10 protein-coding genes are annotated in these 19,525 nt (G+C 42.9%); 9 read left to right on the top strand and 1 reads right to left on the bottom strand.

The window, feature by feature from the left end; genetic code table 11:
* The 8 genes from AAA970_RS17365 to AAA970_RS17330 all read left to right on the top strand — a co-directional run bounded on the left by AAA970_RS17365 (window position 1) and on the right by AAA970_RS17330 (window position 15,393).
* Window positions 1–1,836: a peptidase U32 family protein gene (locus AAA970_RS17365; protein ID WP_338238157.1), complete on the top strand. Its 1,836-nt coding sequence runs from the start codon at window positions 1–3 to the stop codon at window positions 1,834–1,836.
* 198 nt (window positions 1,837–2,034) lie between these two features.
* Entirely contained in the window at window positions 2,035–3,405 is a 1,371-nt protein-coding gene (locus tag AAA970_RS17360; protein WP_338238156.1) for a cytochrome-c peroxidase, read from the top strand.
* Between the two features lie 823 nt (window positions 3,406–4,228).
* Window positions 4,229–5,770: a SulP family inorganic anion transporter gene (locus tag AAA970_RS17355; RefSeq protein ID WP_338238594.1), complete on the top strand. Its 1,542-nt coding sequence runs from the start codon at window positions 4,229–4,231 to the stop codon at window positions 5,768–5,770.
* A gap of 1,321 nt (window positions 5,771–7,091) precedes the next feature.
* Complete coding sequence (locus tag AAA970_RS17350) at window positions 7,092–8,267, top strand: efflux RND transporter periplasmic adaptor subunit (protein WP_338238155.1); 1,176 nt, start codon at window positions 7,092–7,094, stop codon at window positions 8,265–8,267.
* A gap of 8 nt (window positions 8,268–8,275) precedes the next feature.
* Entirely contained in the window at window positions 8,276–11,446 is a 3,171-nt protein-coding gene (locus tag AAA970_RS17345; protein ID WP_338238154.1) for an efflux RND transporter permease subunit, read from the top strand.
* A complete protein-coding gene (locus AAA970_RS17340) occupies window positions 11,446–12,882 on the top strand; it encodes an efflux transporter outer membrane subunit (RefSeq protein ID WP_060688575.1) in 1,437 nt (478 codons plus the stop codon). Before AAA970_RS17345 ends, AAA970_RS17340 begins: the two co-directional genes overlap by 1 nt.
* A gap of 161 nt (window positions 12,883–13,043) precedes the next feature.
* Window positions 13,044–13,610 carry a hypothetical protein gene (locus AAA970_RS17335; protein ID WP_338238153.1) on the top strand — a complete coding sequence of 189 codons (567 nt, stop codon included), beginning with the start codon at window positions 13,044–13,046 and terminating at the stop codon, window positions 13,608–13,610.
* Between the two features lie 697 nt (window positions 13,611–14,307).
* Window positions 14,308–15,393, top strand: a complete 1,086-nt coding sequence (locus AAA970_RS17330; RefSeq protein ID WP_338238152.1) for a potassium channel family protein — start codon at window positions 14,308–14,310, stop codon at window positions 15,391–15,393.
* A gap of 691 nt (window positions 15,394–16,084) precedes the next feature.
* Here the strand turns inward: AAA970_RS17330 and AAA970_RS17325 are convergent.
* Window positions 16,085–18,241, bottom strand: a complete 2,157-nt coding sequence (locus AAA970_RS17325) for a prolyl oligopeptidase family serine peptidase (protein ID WP_338238151.1) — start codon at window positions 18,239–18,241, stop codon at window positions 16,085–16,087.
* A gap of 332 nt (window positions 18,242–18,573) precedes the next feature.
* On the opposite strand from AAA970_RS17325, the gene AAA970_RS17320 reads away from it, so the two are divergent.
* Window positions 18,574–19,080 (top strand): hypothetical protein, encoded by a 507-nt coding sequence (locus tag AAA970_RS17320; protein WP_338238150.1) that lies wholly within the window; start codon window positions 18,574–18,576, stop codon window positions 19,078–19,080.
* Window positions 19,081–19,525: the final 445 nt, after the last annotated feature.

Genomic DNA, 19,525 nt, shown 5'->3' with positions numbered 1-19,525 from the left:
ATGGGACGAAAAGTGGAATTACTGGCACCCGCCAAAAATATTGAAGTAGGAAAAGCAGCGATCCGTCATGGGGCGGATGCGGTGTATATTGGCGCCGATCAATTCGGGGCACGTGCCGCCGTAGGGAATAGCGTAGCAGATATCGAGCAGCTGGTCAAATACGCTCATCAGTATCATGCGCAGATTTTTGTCACCATGAATACCATCCTGTATGATGAGGAATTGGAGGCTGCAAGACAGCAGGCCTGGCGATTATATGAAGCTGGTGTCGATGCGCTGATCATTCAGGATATGGGCATGTTGGAAATGGACTTGCCACCATTGCCTTTGCATGCCAGTACCCAAACCCATAATTATGAGCTTTCGAAAATTCAGTTTTTGGAGCAGGTAGGCTTGCAACGAGTGGTTTTGGCACGGGAATTATCCCTGATGCAGATGGAGGAAATCCGCAAAAACACCAATGTGGAGCTTGAATACTTCGTGGCAGGGGCATTGTGTGTTTGCTTGTCCGGGCAGTGCTATATGAGTAATGCGATCGGGAAGCGTTCGGCCAACCGTGGTGCTTGCGGACAGCCTTGCCGTTTGCCTTATGATTTGGTGGATGCCAATGGAATGCGCATCGCAGAGCAAAAACATTTACTTTCCCTGAAAGACTTGAATCTTTCCGATCATGTGGAGGACTTGGTTTTGGCCGGGGTGGATTCGCTGAAAATTGAAGGCCGTCTCAAGGACGAAACCTATGTGAAAAATGTGGTGGGGAACTTCCGCAAAAAGCTGGATGCCGTATTGGATAAGCATGGTGATCTGGATCCACTTTCCCATGGAAAAGTCAGCACTTCCTTTGAGCCGGATCCGGAGCGTACTTTTAATCGCGGATATTCCACTTACTTTTTCGAAGGGCGTAAACAAGAATCCATCATCAATGAGGCGACTCCAAAAGCGATGGGGAAAAAGATGGGTAAGGTATCGGAAATCCGAAAGAAGCGCGTGAAAATTACCTCAGACTTGCCTTTCCATAATGGTGATGGTTTGTGTTTTATTTCGGAAAAAGGCCAGTTGGGTGGTATGAAAGTGGAAGTTGTGGAGGGCGATGGTTGGTTGACACTCTCCAATACGCATGATCTGCAAGTCGGAATGGAGATTTTCCGAAACCACGATCAGGAATTCACCAAGCAATTGAATGGAGATAAAACCCAACGAAAAATTGGAGCAGAGCTGCAGGTTTCCTTTAGTAATGGTGCTATTAATTTATGTTTGAAAGATGATTATGGGTATCAAGTGACTGCCCGCCATGCATTTGAATGGGAAGCAGCCAAGAATGTACAAAGAGCCAAAGCGAACCTGGAGAAGTCCTTGAAAAAATCCGGGGATTCTATTTTCGATATTCAGCAAGTAATTTTACCTGAGGAGATTCCATTTTTACCTAACGGTCAGGTGAACGCCTGGCGTCGCGACCTTTTGGAGGCGCTAACGGAGGCAAGAGTTCAGGCCCACCAGCGTCCAGTGGTGGAGTTTAGTCCGAATGAAACGCCCTTTCCTTCAAAAAAATTGGATCATCATGGCAATGTGACCAATCAATTGGCGCGACAGTTTTATGAACGTCATGGCGTTCAAAATATCGAAGAGGGCTTTGAGGTAAGAGCGGATAAAGAAAACCTGCGTTTGATGACTACCCGTCATTGTTTACAATATCAAATCGGGATGTGTCATATTCATGAAAACTTTACAAAAGCACCGGAAGGGGTGAAGTTTCCGCTGTTTCTGGAGCAGGGAGAAAATCGTTTCCGCCTAAGGTTTGACTGTAAAAATTGCGTAATGAAAATTGAGAAAGCATAATATAGTGGATATATACATTTCGAATAAGTGTATAAATTTTACTAATTAGCGACATCCTGAGTGTAAGTTATTGGTAATTAGATGTTTGTGTGTTGTGTTTTTTAGATTTGATTTTCGTTAAATTAGTTCATGACTTTTCTCATCTTGCCAATTTGTCTATTCTGTAATTTTGTATCAGCAATATTTAAATAATAGACAATGCGAAAGCAAATACTAGTATTGGGTTTAGTTGCCGCCGGCATGGTGATATGCCCAGTGGTTAATGCAAGTCAGGATTCTGAAGGAGTATTGAAACTCTCTAAGCAGGTGAAGACGATTTTTAATAATCGTGGATGTATGGATTGTCATGCTTCCGATGCCGAGCTTCCTTTTTATGGAGAATTGCCGGTGATCGGGAATATGGTGAAGGAAGATATGGAAAATGCTCAGAATCACTTCAACCTTTCCGAGGTGATGAATCAGCTGGAAAAAGGGCAGCAGGTGAATGAGGTGGATTTAGCTAAAATCGAAAAGAGCACGGCAGATAACACGATGCCGCCAACGCAATATGCAATGGTGCATTGGGGGAGTTCATTGAGCGCGGATGATAAGGCAGTGATTGCGGATTGGGCAAAAGTGAGTCGAGCAACTTTCTATGCGAATGGAACTGCTGCTGCTGAGTTTGCTAATGAGCCTGTACAGCCGATCAAGGCACGACAGGATTACAATGAAGAGAAAGTGGCTTTAGGTAATAAATTATATCATGACACCCGCCTTTCAGGAGATAATACGGTTTCTTGTGCAAGTTGCCATGACCTAAATACCGGTGGGGTGGATCGCTTGAAATTTTCCAAAGGGATTAATGGACAGGTAGGGGATATCAATGCGCCAACCGTTTTCAATGCACGTTACAATCACTTGCAATTCTGGGATGGAAGAGCGGAAGACTTACAGGCGCAGGCTGGTGGGCCTCCTATGAATCCAATTGAAATGGGATCTACAAATTGGGAAGAAATTACCGGTAAGTTGAATGAAGATGTGGAATTGACCAGGGAGTTCCTGAAGGTTTATCCACAAGGTTTCTCTGGCGAAACGATTACGGATGCGATTGCGGAATTCGAGAAAACTTTGGCGACGCCGAACAGCCCGTTCGATCGTTATTTGAAAGGAGATAAAACTGCACTTACTTCAGCAGAAGTGGAAGGTTATAATCTATTTAAGCAATATAACTGCGCCACCTGTCACGTAGGAGAAGCAATGGGCGGCCAGTCTTTTGAGAAGATGGGCTTAAAAGCGAACTATTTTGCTGACCGTGGAGAGATGATTACGCCGGATTATGGTCGTATGAATGCCACTGGCTTAGAAAAAGATATCCACCGTTTCAAAACCCCCACTTTGCGTAATGTGGAGCTGACTGCCCCTTATATGCATGATGGTTCTGTAGAGACTTTGGAAGAGGCTACCCGCCTAATGTTAAAGTACCAATCTGGTGTAAATGCTTCCGAAGAAGAAGTGAAATTGATCGCCAACTTCCTGAGAACATTGAATGGAGAATACGGTGGTAAACCACTTAGTTTAAACAACCTTTAAGTTGAGAGACCCCGAATTGGGGTCTTTTTTTTGCGAAAAAAATATTCGTTCAGGGGTAAGAGCGTATTAACCCGAATCATTCAGCGCTAAATTCAGTGTGTTACTATAAAACCCTATATTTCAGTGTCTTCTGGTTAGTTTTTTGGAATTATCAATAACTCAAATTGGGGTATGTTTACTTTCTCCTCATTCATCTGCTTCGTTGGGAAAAACTCGAAATAGGAAACTATTCCTTCATTTTTCCCGCCTAGCAGCTAAACGAGGATTAAAGGATGAACAATGCGGATTAAAAACTGCACCATCCGAAGCAAGTTCGAATTATTGGAAGCAATTTTGGATAATTTCTCAACATTAGCGCTGCTATTCTTTTAAAATAGTCGGTCATCGCTTCTGCAGTATTTCAAATTTCCGTCACGAATTTTGGCTATTAAAGATGCTCTAAGTCACCAAAATGATTTTTGGGATTACGCTCGAAAAGCGTTCGTAATTGTGCAGCTGGCATGCAAAACGTATTGAGATTAAAATGGGAATAAATGAGGTTTTAATGATGAAGTATCGTAACTACTTGTCTGTTTGGTTGTTGACTGCCTGTTTTTATTTGTTGGAAATCGCATAATACTTGCATGAGGGGCATGAAATCGCTTGCAGATTTTCCAATTATTAGCCTAAAAAAGAGAAAGATTTTAGGGGTTTCCCAATAATCGCTGTCTGCGCGTTTTATTTTGACTTAATTCTTATCTAATGTTAAAGCTTCTCTTATCTTTGCGTGCTGAAAAATTTTGTCAATCAAACAGTTCTATCCTTGCAGGTATCTTCAGATCAAATGGCGGCCCTAGCGCAGTCCGCAAATGGAAAAATAAATTACAAAAATGAAATCCTCTCCGGTTTAACCGTGGCTTTGGCCTTGGTGCCTGAGGCTGTTGCCTTTGCATTCGTAGCGGGAGTGGATCCTTTGGTGGGGCTGTATGCCGCCTTTATTGTGGGGCTGATTACCAGCGCTATAGGCGGAAGACCCGGCATGATTTCCGGTGCTACCGGGGCCTTAGCAGTAGTGATGGTGAGTTTGGTGGCCTCTCATGGGGTAGCATATTTATTTGCCACTGTGGTGTTGATGGGTATTTTGCAAATCGGGGCCGGTTTATTGAGGTTAGGTAAATTTGTCAGAATGATTCCCCACCCGGTGATGTTAGGCTTTGTAAACGGTCTGGCAATTGTGATCTTTTTGGCACAACTACCACAATTTAAAACAGTGGCTACCGCTGAAGAGGCGGCAGTCTGGATGCAAGGCGCAGATCTCTACCTTATGATAGGTTTGGTTGCCTTAACGATGGCCATTATTTACTTTACCCCAAAATTGACGAAGGCTTTTCCAGCGCCATTGGCGGCTATTTTGACCGTTTCTTTGATTGCGATTGGTTTTGGTTTGGAGACCAAAACGGTTGGCGATATGGCCTCTGTGGCCGGAGGCTTACCGCAATTCCATATTCCTACGGTGCCGTTGAATTTCGAGACTTTGCAGGTGATTTTTCCCTATGCCCTGATCCTGGCCTCCATTGGATTGATTGAATCCCTGATGACGCTACAATTAGTGGATGAGGTGACCGAAACCCATGGCCACAGTAATCGCGAGTGTGTAGCACAAGGTACGGCCAATATTGTAACTGGCTTTTTCGGTGGAATGGGTGGCTGTGCGATGATCGGGCAGTCTATGATCAATGTAAATTCCGGCGGGCGTAGCAGAATTTCGGGCTTGTCGGCGGCCATCTTCTTGTTGATCTTCATTTTGTTTGGTTCTTCTTTAATCGAGATGATTCCAATTGCCGCCCTCACGGGTGTAATGTTTATGGTTGTAATTGGTACTTTTGCCTGGTCCAGCTTCAGAATTATCCGTAAGATTCCCAAGTCAGATGCCTTCGTTTTGGTTTTGGTGTCCGGTTTAACGGTCATCTTTGATTTAGCCATTGCCGTGGCAGCAGGGATTATTGTATCTGCTTTGGTTTTTGCCTGGGAAAGCGCCGTACGAATTCGTGCACGTAAATATGTCGACGATAAGGGCGTTAAACATTATGAAATTTATGGCCCTTTATTTTTTGGTTCGGTTAAAGCCTTCAACGAGAAATTTGATCCAAAAGCAGATCCACAGGTCGTGATTATCGATTTTATGGAATCCAGAGTGACTGACCATTCCGGAATTGAGGCGATTAATAAAATCGCAGAGCGTTATCAACGGGAAGGGAAGGAGTTACATTTGCGACACCTTTCTCCGGATTGTCAGACCTTATTAAAGAAGGCGAATTTTATTGTTGATGTTAATGTGATGGAGGATCCGGAATATGGCGTGGCCATGGACAATCCACCGCTTTAAAAATATTTGCTGATGAATAATCAGCCCTACCAAGTGAACTCCTATTGTTGCACTGGCCAATGAATGGTCAGTGCTTTTTTTTGGGAATAATTTCTTCCTTTCATTTGTTTATTCTTGGGATATGCTGTCGGGAAGAGGGTCGAATTCTGTTTTCTAACCCGAAGTATTCACCGCTAAATTTATTGATAAAGCGCAAGTGGTTTAATTTTAGGTATTTAAAGCTTATATTCTTTGAATTACAATAGCCTAAATTTGGGCATGCTTGCTTTCTCCTCATTCATCAGTTTCGTTGGAAAAAAACTCGAAATCGGAAACTAGTCCTTCATTTTTTCCGCCTTACAGCTAAACGAGGATTTGAGCAGGAATAATCCGGGCTAAGCCTGTTTGCCGGATGATTTAACCAAATTTTGGCTTTTTAAAGCTAATGATGCATGTTGAAATGCTCCATTAGCAGCAAGGTGAGACAATGCAGGAATAGTTCCCTATTTTATATTTTTTTACTTCGAAGGCGACAGAGGAGGGGAAAGAACGCTTAGTAAAATTTGGGTTGTATAAAAAACAGTGAAGCCATCCGCGTTCCACTTTATATTGGGCCTGCCAGAGAATGATTTGGGTTAATTGAGCGGTTTGGCAGTGCCAAGGCTTTGAGGTCAACTCCAATCGTCTCCATAAATGCAATTTTCGGTCGGATAACGAGCCTGTTATTTGTATTTGATTCCTCTGAGGATTGGTCAATTTGACAATGGTTGAAGAGTTTTTATAGGTTTGGTAAAAGCAATACCCGATATATTTGGGGAAAATAGCATCGCTGTTAGGCGTAAATTATCCAAGATCCCTTTCAATCACTCGAATTTGTCCTGGATGATGCGGTTTAAGCACGCGCTTATTTTGAGTGCCCATCATGATTCCGACTTTCCCGAAAAATTGGTTTCATAGCCTCCGATCAATACCATTCATTAATAAGATGTTTATAGATCGTGATTTTTCTTAAAAAAATATGAGGTGGTCATGTGATCGATTTGAATAGTGCTTTTTTCTATGAATTACAGCCTTTTAATTTTTTCTTAGGCATTTTCATTTTCACTCAATACCAAAAAGCTGCTGAAAATGAGAGGGTTAAGATATGTATTGTTAAGGAGGTTTTATTTTTCATGATCTTTGATTTGTCCTTTTTCGTAAACAGGAGTGTGATATTTCAATAAAGAAGGATTTTTTTTTCTGCTAAATAGGATGTAATATTCGGGCGATTTAATCCAAATCTAAGACGATATTGATATATTTTGACCTGTTTTTCACCAGCCAATCACTTTCAAAAAAGATAATGCAAACGAAATTTACCCAATTATCAATTTGCTCCTTCCTGGCGCTGTTTTCTCTCCTTAGTATTTCCCTTATGGGCTGTCAGGAGAAAAAGGCCCAGCAAATGCCTACACAGAAAGTACAAACCGTAAAAGTGACGAATAAACATGTGCCCTATGTGAAAATTCACGTGGGGCAGCTTTATGGCGTCCGGGATATTCCGATTCGTGCCCGTGTGGATGGTTATCTGGAAGGGGTGCATTTCAAAGAAGGTACCTTGGTGAAGAAGGGTAAGCTCCTTTATACCATAGACCCCCAGCCTTTTCAGGCTTCAGAAGCAGCGAAAAGGTCTGCAGTAGCAGAGGCGGAAGTGAATGCGGCCAGAGCAAAAAAAGACCTGGATCGGATGGCGCCCCTGGTGAAAATAAAAGCAGTTTCTCAGTCAGATTATGATGCCGCCAAGGCAGAGTATGATGCTGCAATCGCCGCTGTTTCGGCTGCCAAAGCAAATTTGAAAATCAGCCAGTTGGATTTAGGATATGCTAAAATTTCTTCCCCCATCACGGGTATTATTGGCCGTACGGAGGCCAAGGTAGGGGAGTATGTTGGTCGGGATCCAAACCCGGTAATTTTGAATAAAGTGTCTCGGACAGATACTATCCTTGTACAATTCTTTTTGGATGAAAAAGAGTATCTGGAAGCTTTCCGTCATCGCTTTTTTAAGAAGAAAAAGATGAAGGAGGGTGTTCCTGAAGAACGTGATAGTGTGGAATTTGAATTGATTTTGGCAGATAATTCTACTTTTGAATATAAAGGTCAATATGATTTCCTGGATCGTGAGGTAGATCCCAATACCGGTGCCATGTTGGTGCAGGCTTCTTTCCCTAATCCTGATTTGTTCCTACGTCCCGGGCAATTCGCCAGGGTAAAAACCACGATGAAATCCGAAAAAGCGAGTATGGTCATTCCGCAGCGATCGGTCATCGATTTTCAGGGACAGAAAATGGTATATGTAGTGGATAAGGACAATAAGGTCAAGCAGCAGAAAGTAAAACTTGGTTTTGCCTATAAAGATTTATACACCCTGCTTGAAGGATTAGAAGAAGGCGATCAGATTATTTTTGAAGGATTGCAAAAAGTACGTGAGGGGATGACGGTCGCTCCTGAACTAGTTGAATTTAAGTCTAAAGCTGAATAGGAGCCAATATGAATAATTTGGAGAATCAGAATTTCTTCGTAAAACGACCGATCATGGCCATGGTGATTGCCATTATTACGGTTGTGGTGGGTATGGTTTCGATGCAGGGATTGCCTATTGAGCAGTATCCTGACCTTACGCCTCCTATTGTTCAGGTGAGAGCGACTTATACCGGGGCCAATGCCCTGAGTGTGGAAAATTCCGTAGCCTCGCCTTTGGAGCAACAAATCAATGGGGTGGACAATATGATTTATATGAAGTCCACCAACTCCAATGATGGTACCATGTCCATTGACGTTTCTTTTGATGTGGGAACGGATCCGGATTTGAACACGGTATTCACCCAGAACCGGGTTTCGGCCGCAACCGCCAAACTCCCTGAAGATGTAAAGCGATATGGGGTTACGACCGAGAAGTCCCTACCCAATATTTTGATGTTAATCGCCATTACCTCTTCGGATAACCGATACGATCAGAACTTTCTTGGAAACTATGCCCTGATCAACATTAAGGACGAGTTGGCGCGGATTAAAGGAATCGGACGGGTGAACGTGATTGGCGCCTCGGATTATTCCATGCGTATTTGGGTGAAGCCGGATCGCTTAGCGAAAATGGGGATCACCATTCCGGAGATTACCAGTGCTATTCAGGCGCAAAACGTGATTGTGCCCGGGGGTAAGTTTGGGGCTGAGCCCGCTCCTCCCGGAACGGAATTTACCTACACCGTCCGCCTGCCGGATCGTTTACAAACCGAAGAGGAATTTGGAGAAATTGTTGTCCGTACCAATCCTGATGGTAGTGAGGTAAAAATCAATGATATCGCACGCGTGGAGCTTGGGGTGGAGACCTATACGGCCTTTACCAGATTAAATAGTGCACCCTGTGGTATGATTGCCCTTTATCAGGCTCCGGGATCCAATGCCGTTGCCCTGGCGGAGGAAGTAAAGGCCGCTATGAGTGATTTGGAGAAACGATTCCCTACCGCAATGGAGTATACCATTTCTCTGGATACTACTTTGCCGATCACCGCAGGTATTGAGGAGATTGTGGAAACCCTGATCATCGCCCTATTGCTGGTGGTTTTTGTGGTGTTCATTTTCATTCAGGACTGGAGAGCCACTTTGATTCCAACCATTGCCATTCCGGTATCATTGGTAGGTGCTTTTATATTATTCCCATTGCTAGGTTTTAGTATCAATGTATTGTCTTTACTGGGACTGGTGCTGGCCATTGGTATTGTGGTGGATGATGCCATTGTGGTGGTGGAGGCTGTTCAGGTGAATATGGAAAAGGGAATGAATGCAAAACAGGCCACTTCCCAGGCGATGGCTGAGGTAACCGCCCCGGTAATTGCCACTACGCTGGTATTGGTAGCCGTATTTATTCCGGTGGCCGGTATGGCGGGGATTACGGGGAGATTGTATCAGCAGTTTGCCATTACCGTAGCGGTTTCGGTATGTTTTTCTTCCGTAAATGCCCTTACCCTGAGTCCGGCACTTTGTTCAGTATTACTGAAAAAACCGGAAAAAATTGGAGGGCCGCTGGGGCTTTTCTTCGATAAATTTAATTTGGCATTTGACCGGTCGACCGCTTCCTATTCCTCCTTCACGCATATTGTAGGTCGTAAATTAAAACGAGGGGTAATCTTTATTTTAATTGCGATTGGTGCTGCCGGAGTTTTTGGGAAAATGGTTCCGGGTGGATTTATTCCTGAGGAGGATATGGGTTATTTCTTTATCAATATGCAGTTGCCGGATGCGGCATCCTTGCAACGTTCCGATGAAGTAGCCAAAAAAGTGGAAGCCATGATCGCTCAGATTCCTGAGGTAGAAATGGTCACCAATGCGACCGGTTTCTCCTTGCTTTCCGGTTCCATGTCTTCCAATGCCGGCTTTATGTTTATCAATCTGAAGCCATGGGATCAACGAAGCCGGACGGTAAAAGAAATTGTGCAGCAGGTGAATGGAATTTTATATACCCAGGTCATAGAGGGGCAGGTATTTGCCTTTGGCCCTCCGGCCATTCCGGGTCTGGGAAATGGTTCCGGATTTTCCTTTATGCTGCAGGACCGGGGAGGAAATACGCCGGAATTCCTGGCACAACAATCGGGTCAGTTTATTCAGGCGTTGAATAGCCGGCCGGAAATTTCTTCTGCTTTTACTACCTATCAGGCAACGGTGCCTCAGAAATTTATGGACATCGATACGGATAAGATTCTGAAAACAGGGGTGAGTCTGAATGATGTTTATTCTACTTTCGGGGCCTTCCTCGGAGGCGCTTATGTAAATGACTTTAACCGTTTCGGTAGGTTATATAAAGCGTATATTCAGGCTGAGCCGGAGTATCGTCAGAATGAAGCCGGCCTGGATATGTTCTATGTCAAAAATAATAAAGGCGATAATGTGCCGCTTTCTACCCTGGTGAATGTGAAAGAGATTACCGGTCCGGAGTTTACCTATCGTTTTAATTTGTTCAGATCGGTAGAAATTACAGGCCAGCCTGCGCCGGGCTATACTTCCGCACAGGCCCTGCAGGTAATTGAAGAAGTAGCCGCTGAAATGCTGGGAAGTGATATGCAGGTCGCCTGGAACGGGATGTCCTATCAGGAAAAACAAGCTTCCGGTTCTATTTTTGGCGTGTTTGCCTTTTCGCTTTTGTTCGTATTCCTGATTCTGGCCGCCCAGTATGAAAGCTGGTCGCTGCCAATGAGTATTTTGCTGGGCACACCTTTTGCGGTTTTCGGTGCCTTGTTCATGTTGTGGGCTGCACGCTTGTTTTCTCCTTCCTATGAAAACAATGTTTTTGCTCAGATTTCCCTGGTGATGTTGATCGCCATGGCGGCGAAAAATGCTATTCTGATTGTGGAATTTGCCAAAATGAAATTTGATGAAGGACTGAACTTATTTGATGCGGCCATGGAGTCAGCTAAACTGCGTTTCCGTCCAATCCTGATGACGGCTTTCTCCTTCATCCTGGGAATTTTGCCATTGATTTTCGCCTCCGGTTCCGGAGCGGAATCCCGTAAGGTGATGGGAATGACCCTGTTGGGAGGGATGACCTTCGCTACTCTGTTGGGGGTATTTTTCTACCCCATGTTGTTTATCCTGATTGGTAAACTGGCCAAATATGAGGAGAAACGTGACGCTGAGCAAAATAATCCATCTACTTCCGAATCCTGATGATGATGAAAACGATAAAACAATTTATATTTTTCGGCATTATGGTGGGGCTCGCGATGGGCTGTAAACTCCGTAAATCTTTTGATGGTACGGAGATGCCAATGCCTGAATCCTTCCGCTTTGCTTCGGAAGAAGAAGCACTGGACTCTGCGGTGAATATTTCCTGGTGGGAAATGTTCAATGATCCTCAGTTGGATACCATCATTATGACTGCCCTGCGCAATAATTATGATGTGCGTATTGCCATCAAGCGTCTGGAGCAGGCGCAAACTACCGTGAAAATTCAGAATAAAAACTGGTTGCCACAATTTGGTGTTCAGGGCGATTTTAGCCGGGGCAATACCCTGCAGGGACAGAAATTACCCGGCGCTACTAACCTATGGACAGGTTTTGGGACGGCTAGCTGGGAACTGGACTTTTGGGGAAAATTCCGGAGCTTGTCAGAGGCGGCCAAAGCAGAGTATTTAGCCAATGAATATAATCTTCGAAATGTTCAGTTACAGTTAATTGCTTCGGTGGCACAGAATTATTTCCTATTGCTTCAGGAAAAAACTAGGCTGAATATTGCAACGGCTACATTGGAATCCAGAGATAGTTCATTAGACTTACTGACACAGCGGTTTGATCGTGGGCTCATTCCTGAAATTGATCTGAACCAGGCGCAAATTCAACGCGCCATTGCGGCCACTTCAGTGCCTATTTTTAAAAGAACCATCGCCCAACAGGAACACTTACTTAGTGTATTGCTAGGGCAATCCCCGGGAGCAGTAGAAACTGGACTTCAGTTACAGGATATTGAATATCAACTGGATATTCCGCCGGGTTTGCCTTCTGAGATCCTGATGAGAAGACCTGACCTTTTGGCCGTGGAGCAGCAAGTGATTGCCCAACATGCGCAGGTAGGCGTGGCGAATGCCAATCGACTTCCGGCGATTAGTTTGACCGGCGTAATTGGGGGAGTGAGTACCGAGCTGTCTCAATTCACCGCAGGAGGCCCCGCATGGAGCATTGGCGGCGGTCTGGTGGGACCATTATTTCAATGGGGCCAGTTAAAAAATGCCGCCAAAATAGAGAAGTTGAAGGCGGAAGAAGCGGTTTATAATTATGAAGTGACTATCCTTCAGGCCTTTCAGGAAGTAGAGGATGCGTTGATCACCATTGAAACTTTGAAAGAGGAGATTACGGCTCGTAGAGATAATGTGGTGGCAGCAGGAAGTGCGGAATATCTTTCCAGAGAGCGTTATGACAAAGGGATTACTTCTTATTTGGAATATTTGGAACAGCAGCGGCAATATTTTAATGCCCAGCTGGAATATGCGGAAACCGGGCAACAATTGCTTTCCAGTTATGTCCAATTATATAAAGTTTTAGGCGGTGGTTGGATTACGCCTGAGGAGCAACAAGCTGCCGAACAGGCGGAAGCTGAACAGAATTAGATTACAAACACCAAGCAATAACCTTTTGAGCTGTGTCTTTTTCCTGGACACAGCTTTTTTTTTATATCGATATGGAGTAGTTTGTGAGGGTAAAAATTTTCTTGAAATAGTTTATTTTTGTGCAGTTTTGCATCTTTACAATTTTAATCCATATCAATCATATGAAAAAACTGACTTACATATTGGCCTTTGCTGCTTTGGTGGCTTGTGGCACAGAGAAGACAGAAAAAAAACAAGCGACTGTTGAACAGGTGGCAACCAATGAACAGACCGTAAAAACCGAAACGGTGGAAAAAGTGGCTATTACAGAAAATAAAGAAATAGTGCCGACTACGCCATTAACGCCAGCCACTAAATTAGAATTGGTTTCTGCTGTTTTAGCTGACTTTAGTGCCTTAGAGAAAGTTGAAAGTGGCAACCCCATTGTGAAATTTGAAGAGGAAGCCAAAACTTCAGCCGCCTTTTCGATGACCATTACTAAGGGGAATATTGCAGAAGTATTAGCAAAATCCAAGGAATATAAAAAAACCGTAGTAGTGACAGGAAAGCACACCATCGCTACTTTTGAAAATGTAGAAGAATGCCAGGCATCCGGCGCCTGGGGAGCTTGCATGCCTATGGCCAAAGGATATATTAAAAAAGGAGATCTACAGCCTAAGAAGGATTATCTGAATAATATTTTTGGGGTTCCGGATAAGCAGTTGCGTACCGCCTATTATTTCAATTAAGAATTTTTGCATTTGAGGACGGGCATCCCTGCCTGACGCTTATGCATGTTAAAGAGCATGTTTATAAGCACACTATCCGGCTGCAAATTCGAATTATTGGAAGCGATTTTAGATAATTTCTCAACAATAGCGATGCTATTCTCTTCAAATAATCGGGTATCGCTTCTGTAATTCTTTAAATTTTCGCTGCGAATTTTGGCTTTTAAACACGCTCTTAAAGTCTAATTCCAAATCGAATGGGCAGGTATTGGCATGCCTTTTCGATTGAAGCCGAATGAGGCAAGCCTAAATCCTAATTTTGGAGTACGGCGGGAAAAAGGAAGAAATTTTTCCTATGTCGATGTTTTTTCAATGAAACAGACGAATGAGGAGAAAGCAATGCTACCCAAATTTAAGCTATTAAAATTCAGGGAAATCACTCCAAATGAGTTGACCATAACGCAATTGTGTTAAGTCAATAAATTTATCGGTGAATAATCCGGCTTAAGAATAGGGGGCTGGTTTCTTCCGGCTTTTGGAGCTTTTTAATAGCGAATCATCGGACTGAAAACTCGACTGATGGGAAGTGATTTTGGATAATTTCTCAACAATAGTGATGCTGTTCTGTCAAAATAATCAGGTGTCGCCTCTGCAATCCTTCAAATTTTCATTATGAATTTTGGCTTTTAAATACGCTCTTTTTTTAACTTAAGAAGGTATGTTTAATTTTATTCGTTTTTTTCGACAATACAATCGGCTATTCAATGAATCACCTCTGGGCCGTTTGGTTTATACATCAGTGATGGTGGTATTGCTGTTTGTGCTTTTTGTGAGCCTTTTTGAGTATTATGAAGGCGTCGGTTGGGAGGAATCCATTTGGCAGGGCTGGCAAACATTCACCACGGTAGGTTATGGGAATCAACCCGCTGAAACTACCGGGGGACGCGTGGTTTCAATGGTGATCAGCACCATGGGGATTGCCTTTTTGGGCGTGTTGTTCTCCACCGCTTTTGATTATAGAGATTATTATAGAAGTTTAAAAAGATTAGGTCTTATGAATAACCCGATCAAAAATGGATATGTATTGTTCAACTATCCGGGAGATGCGATGTTTAATCGCTTGTTGGTGGAATTGAGAAAAGTAGAAGCAGGGGTGGGCCTCTGTGTGGTGGATGATCGACTGGAACAATTGCCGGAAATATATCATAAAGATCCGGCTTTACATTTTATTAAAGGAAGCGTATTGGATCAGCAAACCTTTGCGCATGCCAATATTACTCAGAATAAAACGGTCATTGTGTTTCCCGGGGATATGTCATCGGCATCCTCTGACGGGGCGACCAAGACGCTTGTAGATTTAGTGTATAGATTTATCGAAGGAAAGAACATTCGCATTATGCACCTTTTGGTTGACCCGGCGAATGCCTGGATGTTTGATGCTTGCCAATCGACTCATATCTATTCTGATTTAGAAATTTTAGCTTTGGTGCAAGAGTGTCAGGATCCATATTCTGCGCGATTGGTAGAACAATTATTGAGTAATGAAAATGGAATTAGCCCCAAAACTTATCAGCCTAAACAGATCGTGGGCTGGGATTGGGCCAAATTAGAAATGGCGGTTTTGAAGGTGAAACAAAAGCATAAGATCAATTGTAGCTTGTTTGGTTTGGTTGATGAAAAGGCCATTCGTAATTGCCCGGATGGAGATCGAATCATTTCCGATAACAGTCAAATTTCTATGATTGCTGAGAACTCCTTGCATTGGGAGGAATTCGAATCTTTGTTGGTGAAAGATGCTGAATAACCGGATTAAGCCTTAAAAATCAGGGGTATATTCAAATTTCTGGTCTTTTCTAAAGGGATTAAATAGGTGCTAATATTTATTGTTAGGTAATTATATATTAAAAATCCCCTTTGCTATCGGCAAAGGGGATTTTTGTTTTCCGGATACTGGCTGATCTTCAACAAGCTTCCATCCTGCACGTAAATTATAGGAAAGTATTTTCCACGAATTTTTCTTGCTTTAATTCCTGTTTACCTGCAAGATGGCCTAAATGAGGGGATGGTTGCCTATATTTAGTTTTTTCCAGGCAAGCAAATAAAGGAGGTCAAAACCAGCCTACCCAACTTTTGGCTTTTGGGAGATCAGTAAAATTAACCTCAATGGAAGGATAGAGATTGCTTTAGCGTCCCTTGCTAAAACCGGCATTGAATAAGTGCGTGGTTTAATCCGCATCTTCCGACTGCAAATTCGATTTATTGGAAGTGGTTTTGGATAATTTCTCAACAATAGCGCTGCTATTTTCTCAAAATAATTGGGTATCGCTTCTGGAATAAACCAATTTTTGTTACAAATTTTTGGCTTTTTAATACGCTCTATTTTTGTTTTAGCCTATTGGTATGATTGAAAGTGATAATAGGTTATTTTTCAAACTAATACTTTGCTGTTTATTCAAAATAACCCATTACCACTTTGACAAAAGCTTAGATTTTCCTTAGGAATTTGCGGCACTTATTAAGTTTTTAATGCCCATATTCCAAAGTGTAAAGGCATAAATATCTGCATATTCAGCGATTACCATATCGGTAGGTTTTCCGGCACCATGACCTGCATTGGATTCTATGCGGATTAATACCGGATTATCTCCTGCATGGCAATGCTGCAACTCTGCGGCAAATTTGAAGGAATGTGCCGGTACTACGCGATCATCATGATCGGCAGTGGTGACCATCGTTGCCGGGTAGGAAGTGCCTGCCTTCAAAGAGTGTAGCGGAGAATATGCTTTCAGGTATTCAAACATTTCCGGACTATCGTCCGCTGTGCCATAATCGTAGGCCCAACCTGCACCTGCGGTGAACTGATGGTAACGTAACATGTCCATAACGCCTACTGCAGGAAGCGCAACTTTGAATAATTCCGGGCGCTGATTCATGCAAGCTCCCACCAATAATCCACCATTGGATCCACCGCGAATTGCTAATCGCTCCGATGATGTATATTTATTTTCAATTAAATATTCCCCTGCAGCAATAAAGTCATCGAATACATTTTGCTTTTGCATTTTGGTGCCTGCTTTATGCCAGGACTCCCCATATTCGCCTCCTCCTCTAAGGTTTGGAACGGCATAAACGCCGCCTTGTTCTAACCAGGCGACCATGGCAGTGGAAAATCTTGGGGTTAAGCTAATGCCAAATCCGCCATAACCGTACAAAATGGTTGGATTATGCCCATTTAATTGCAACCCTTTTTTGTGGGTGATGATCATCGGAACCTTGGTGCCATCCTTGGAAGTATAAAATATTTGCTTTGATTCAAAGTCGCCACTATTAAATTTTACTTCTGATTTTTTATATAGAGCGGAAGTGCCATCTTTCGGATCAAAAGAAAATATAGTGGCTGGATCGATATAAGAAGTAAAAGTGTAATATACTTTTTCATCTGTAAATTTGCCACTGAAACCGGAGGCGGTACCCACTCCCGGTAATTCAATATTTCTCACTACTTTTCCTTTCAAATCATACTGCAGCACCTTGCTGGTGGCATGCGCTAAGTATTCGGCAAAAAAGTAACCCGCGCCCGTAGAAACTGATAATACATTTTCTGTCTCAGGAATAAAATCCTTCCAATTTTCCGGGCCTAAATTTTTGAAGGAAGTGGTGACCACCCGGCTATTGGGGGCATCCAATGTGGTTGTGATAAAGAGTTTTTCTCCTTCGTTGTGGACTAGCTGGTGCTCATGATCAAAATTATCAACAATGGTTTGGATCGCTTGCCCCGGTCGTCTTAAATCCTGAATATATAATTCATTACCGGTGGTACTTTTGGCCGCACTGATGATCAGGAAGTTTTGGTCTTCGGTTACCTGGCCGGAGATATAGCGTCTTGGTGTTGCTTCTCCTCCAAAAATCAATTGATCCTCTGCCTGCTTTTTGCCCAGCTCATGATAGTATAATTTGTGAAATTGGGTTTTGCCGGAAAGGTCACTACCTTCTTTGGGCTTATCATAGCTGCTGTAATAAAATCCTTCCTGGCCCTTCCAGCTTAAGCCGGAAAATTTGACATCTCTTAGGGTATCGCCTTGGATTACCTTATTCTCGGTGTCCATTATCACCACTTTTCTCCAGTCGGACCCCCCCTCAGATATTTGGTAAGCACACAGACTTCCATCAGGGCTGAAGGACAGACCGGCTAATGAAGAGGTGCCGTCTTTAGAAAATTGATTGGGATCCAGGAAAACCTCCGGGCTTTCGGCTCCTTTACTTCGGTAAACCACATATTGGGCCTGTAATCCATCATTTTTGTAGAAGTACGTATAAGCTCCGCGCTTAAATGGGGAGGAATACTTTTCGTAGTTCCATAATTCCGTCAGGCGATCCACCAGTTGTTGGCGATAGGGGATTTGCTCTAAAAATGATGCGGTGACAGCATTTTCCTCTTTTACCCAGGCAGCAGTTGCTGCGGAGGTATCATCTTCCAACCACCGATAGGGGTCGGCTACTTTTACCCCAAAGTAGTCATCAACCACTGAGGTGTCTCTGAAGGTTTGTGGATAAGGCAACATGCTCAATGATTCACTTTGCGGTGGGGACTGACAAGCACCAAGGGCACAGGCTGTCGCCAGGGTTAAGTTTCCTAATTTCTGGTATTTCATAAAGGTTAATAGGTGAAAATATGTGATAATATAAGGAAAAATTTTCAACAAATTCATTTGCTTTTTTTAAACGAAAAACAGCAAATGATTTGTCAATGGTTATATTCTGGTCATACGCATAAGGAAAACGAAATGGTATTGTGGAAATTGAAATTGGTAGTAGACAAACAGGCCCACTGCCGCAGAATATATATAGATTTTCCTACGAAAGGGGATTGTCGAGCCTCTAATGAAAATGGGATAGAGGTTAGTCTCTAATTTAATGAAGCTTTAATTTTGACTTTGGGTGTTGTGATTAAATTAACGATGACTATTTCCTATAAAACCGACTTATGAAAAACCTTTTATCTTCCATCCTTCTGCTGACCGCTATCATGTTTGCTTCCTTTTGGACATTGGCTAAAAAACCATGTCTGGCTGATGAAAATGAGAATATCACCTGGCTAAAATCCTTTACGGAGCTGACCACCAAACAAGCGCAATTGGAAGCTATCAAATTAAAGGTGATGCAGGATTCCCTTTGTTCAAATACATTTCCCACTTGTGCCGGGGTAGGCAGAGAACAAACGAGCCAGTTCCTGGAAAGGAATAAAAATGTAAGACGCCCCCCAAAACAAGGAGTGGTTTTTATGCTGGCTTTGCCGGGAAGTATGGTGATGCTGGATTGGCAGGAGAAACCTAAAACCAAAGCCGTTCTGGAGTTATTGACGCCCTCCAATATTGATACGATTGAGATTGATGAGCATGTCCGTTGGAAGGCGATTTACGGGAGTAGCGCCATGGATGGCATTATTCTCCTGAAATCGAATAATGCGGATCTTGCTGAAAAAATAGACTAATTGTAATTCAAAATCTCCTTTTGAATTACACGCTTTTACAACATTTTGCCGACTGTAAATTCGATGGTTACGAAGTGTGGCAGGATGATTTTTTACCGGTAAGAACATTTTTTTTTTAAAATAAATCTGACAACCGGGCTACTATATTTCATTTTCTTCTTCCGATTTTTGGTTTTTAAACTTGCCTGAGGGAAATCGGGTTTCGGAAAAATACTTTATGCTACGATGGTACGCTAAATATTTTGTCTCTAAAATCACCTTTAGAATTACGCTAAGCTTCTGTCAAATAGGTGGTTGGTAAAATCAATAGATGGTCACTGACAGAAGTGTTTACGACTGCAGTTTAATTTTATTTTTTGAGTTGTTGATTATTCTTTTCAATGATACGGGGATTTTATTTTTCAATCCTGATTTTCCTCTTTTACTTAAACCCTCTCGCAAACCA

Origin of the sequence: Persicobacter diffluens (assembly GCF_036244895.1) — a bacterium.
Classification (GTDB): domain Bacteria; phylum Bacteroidota; class Bacteroidia; order Cytophagales; family Cyclobacteriaceae; genus Persicobacter; species Persicobacter diffluens.
The sequence above is the reverse complement of the archived record's forward strand: the minus strand, read 5'-3'. Positions and strand labels throughout refer to the sequence as shown.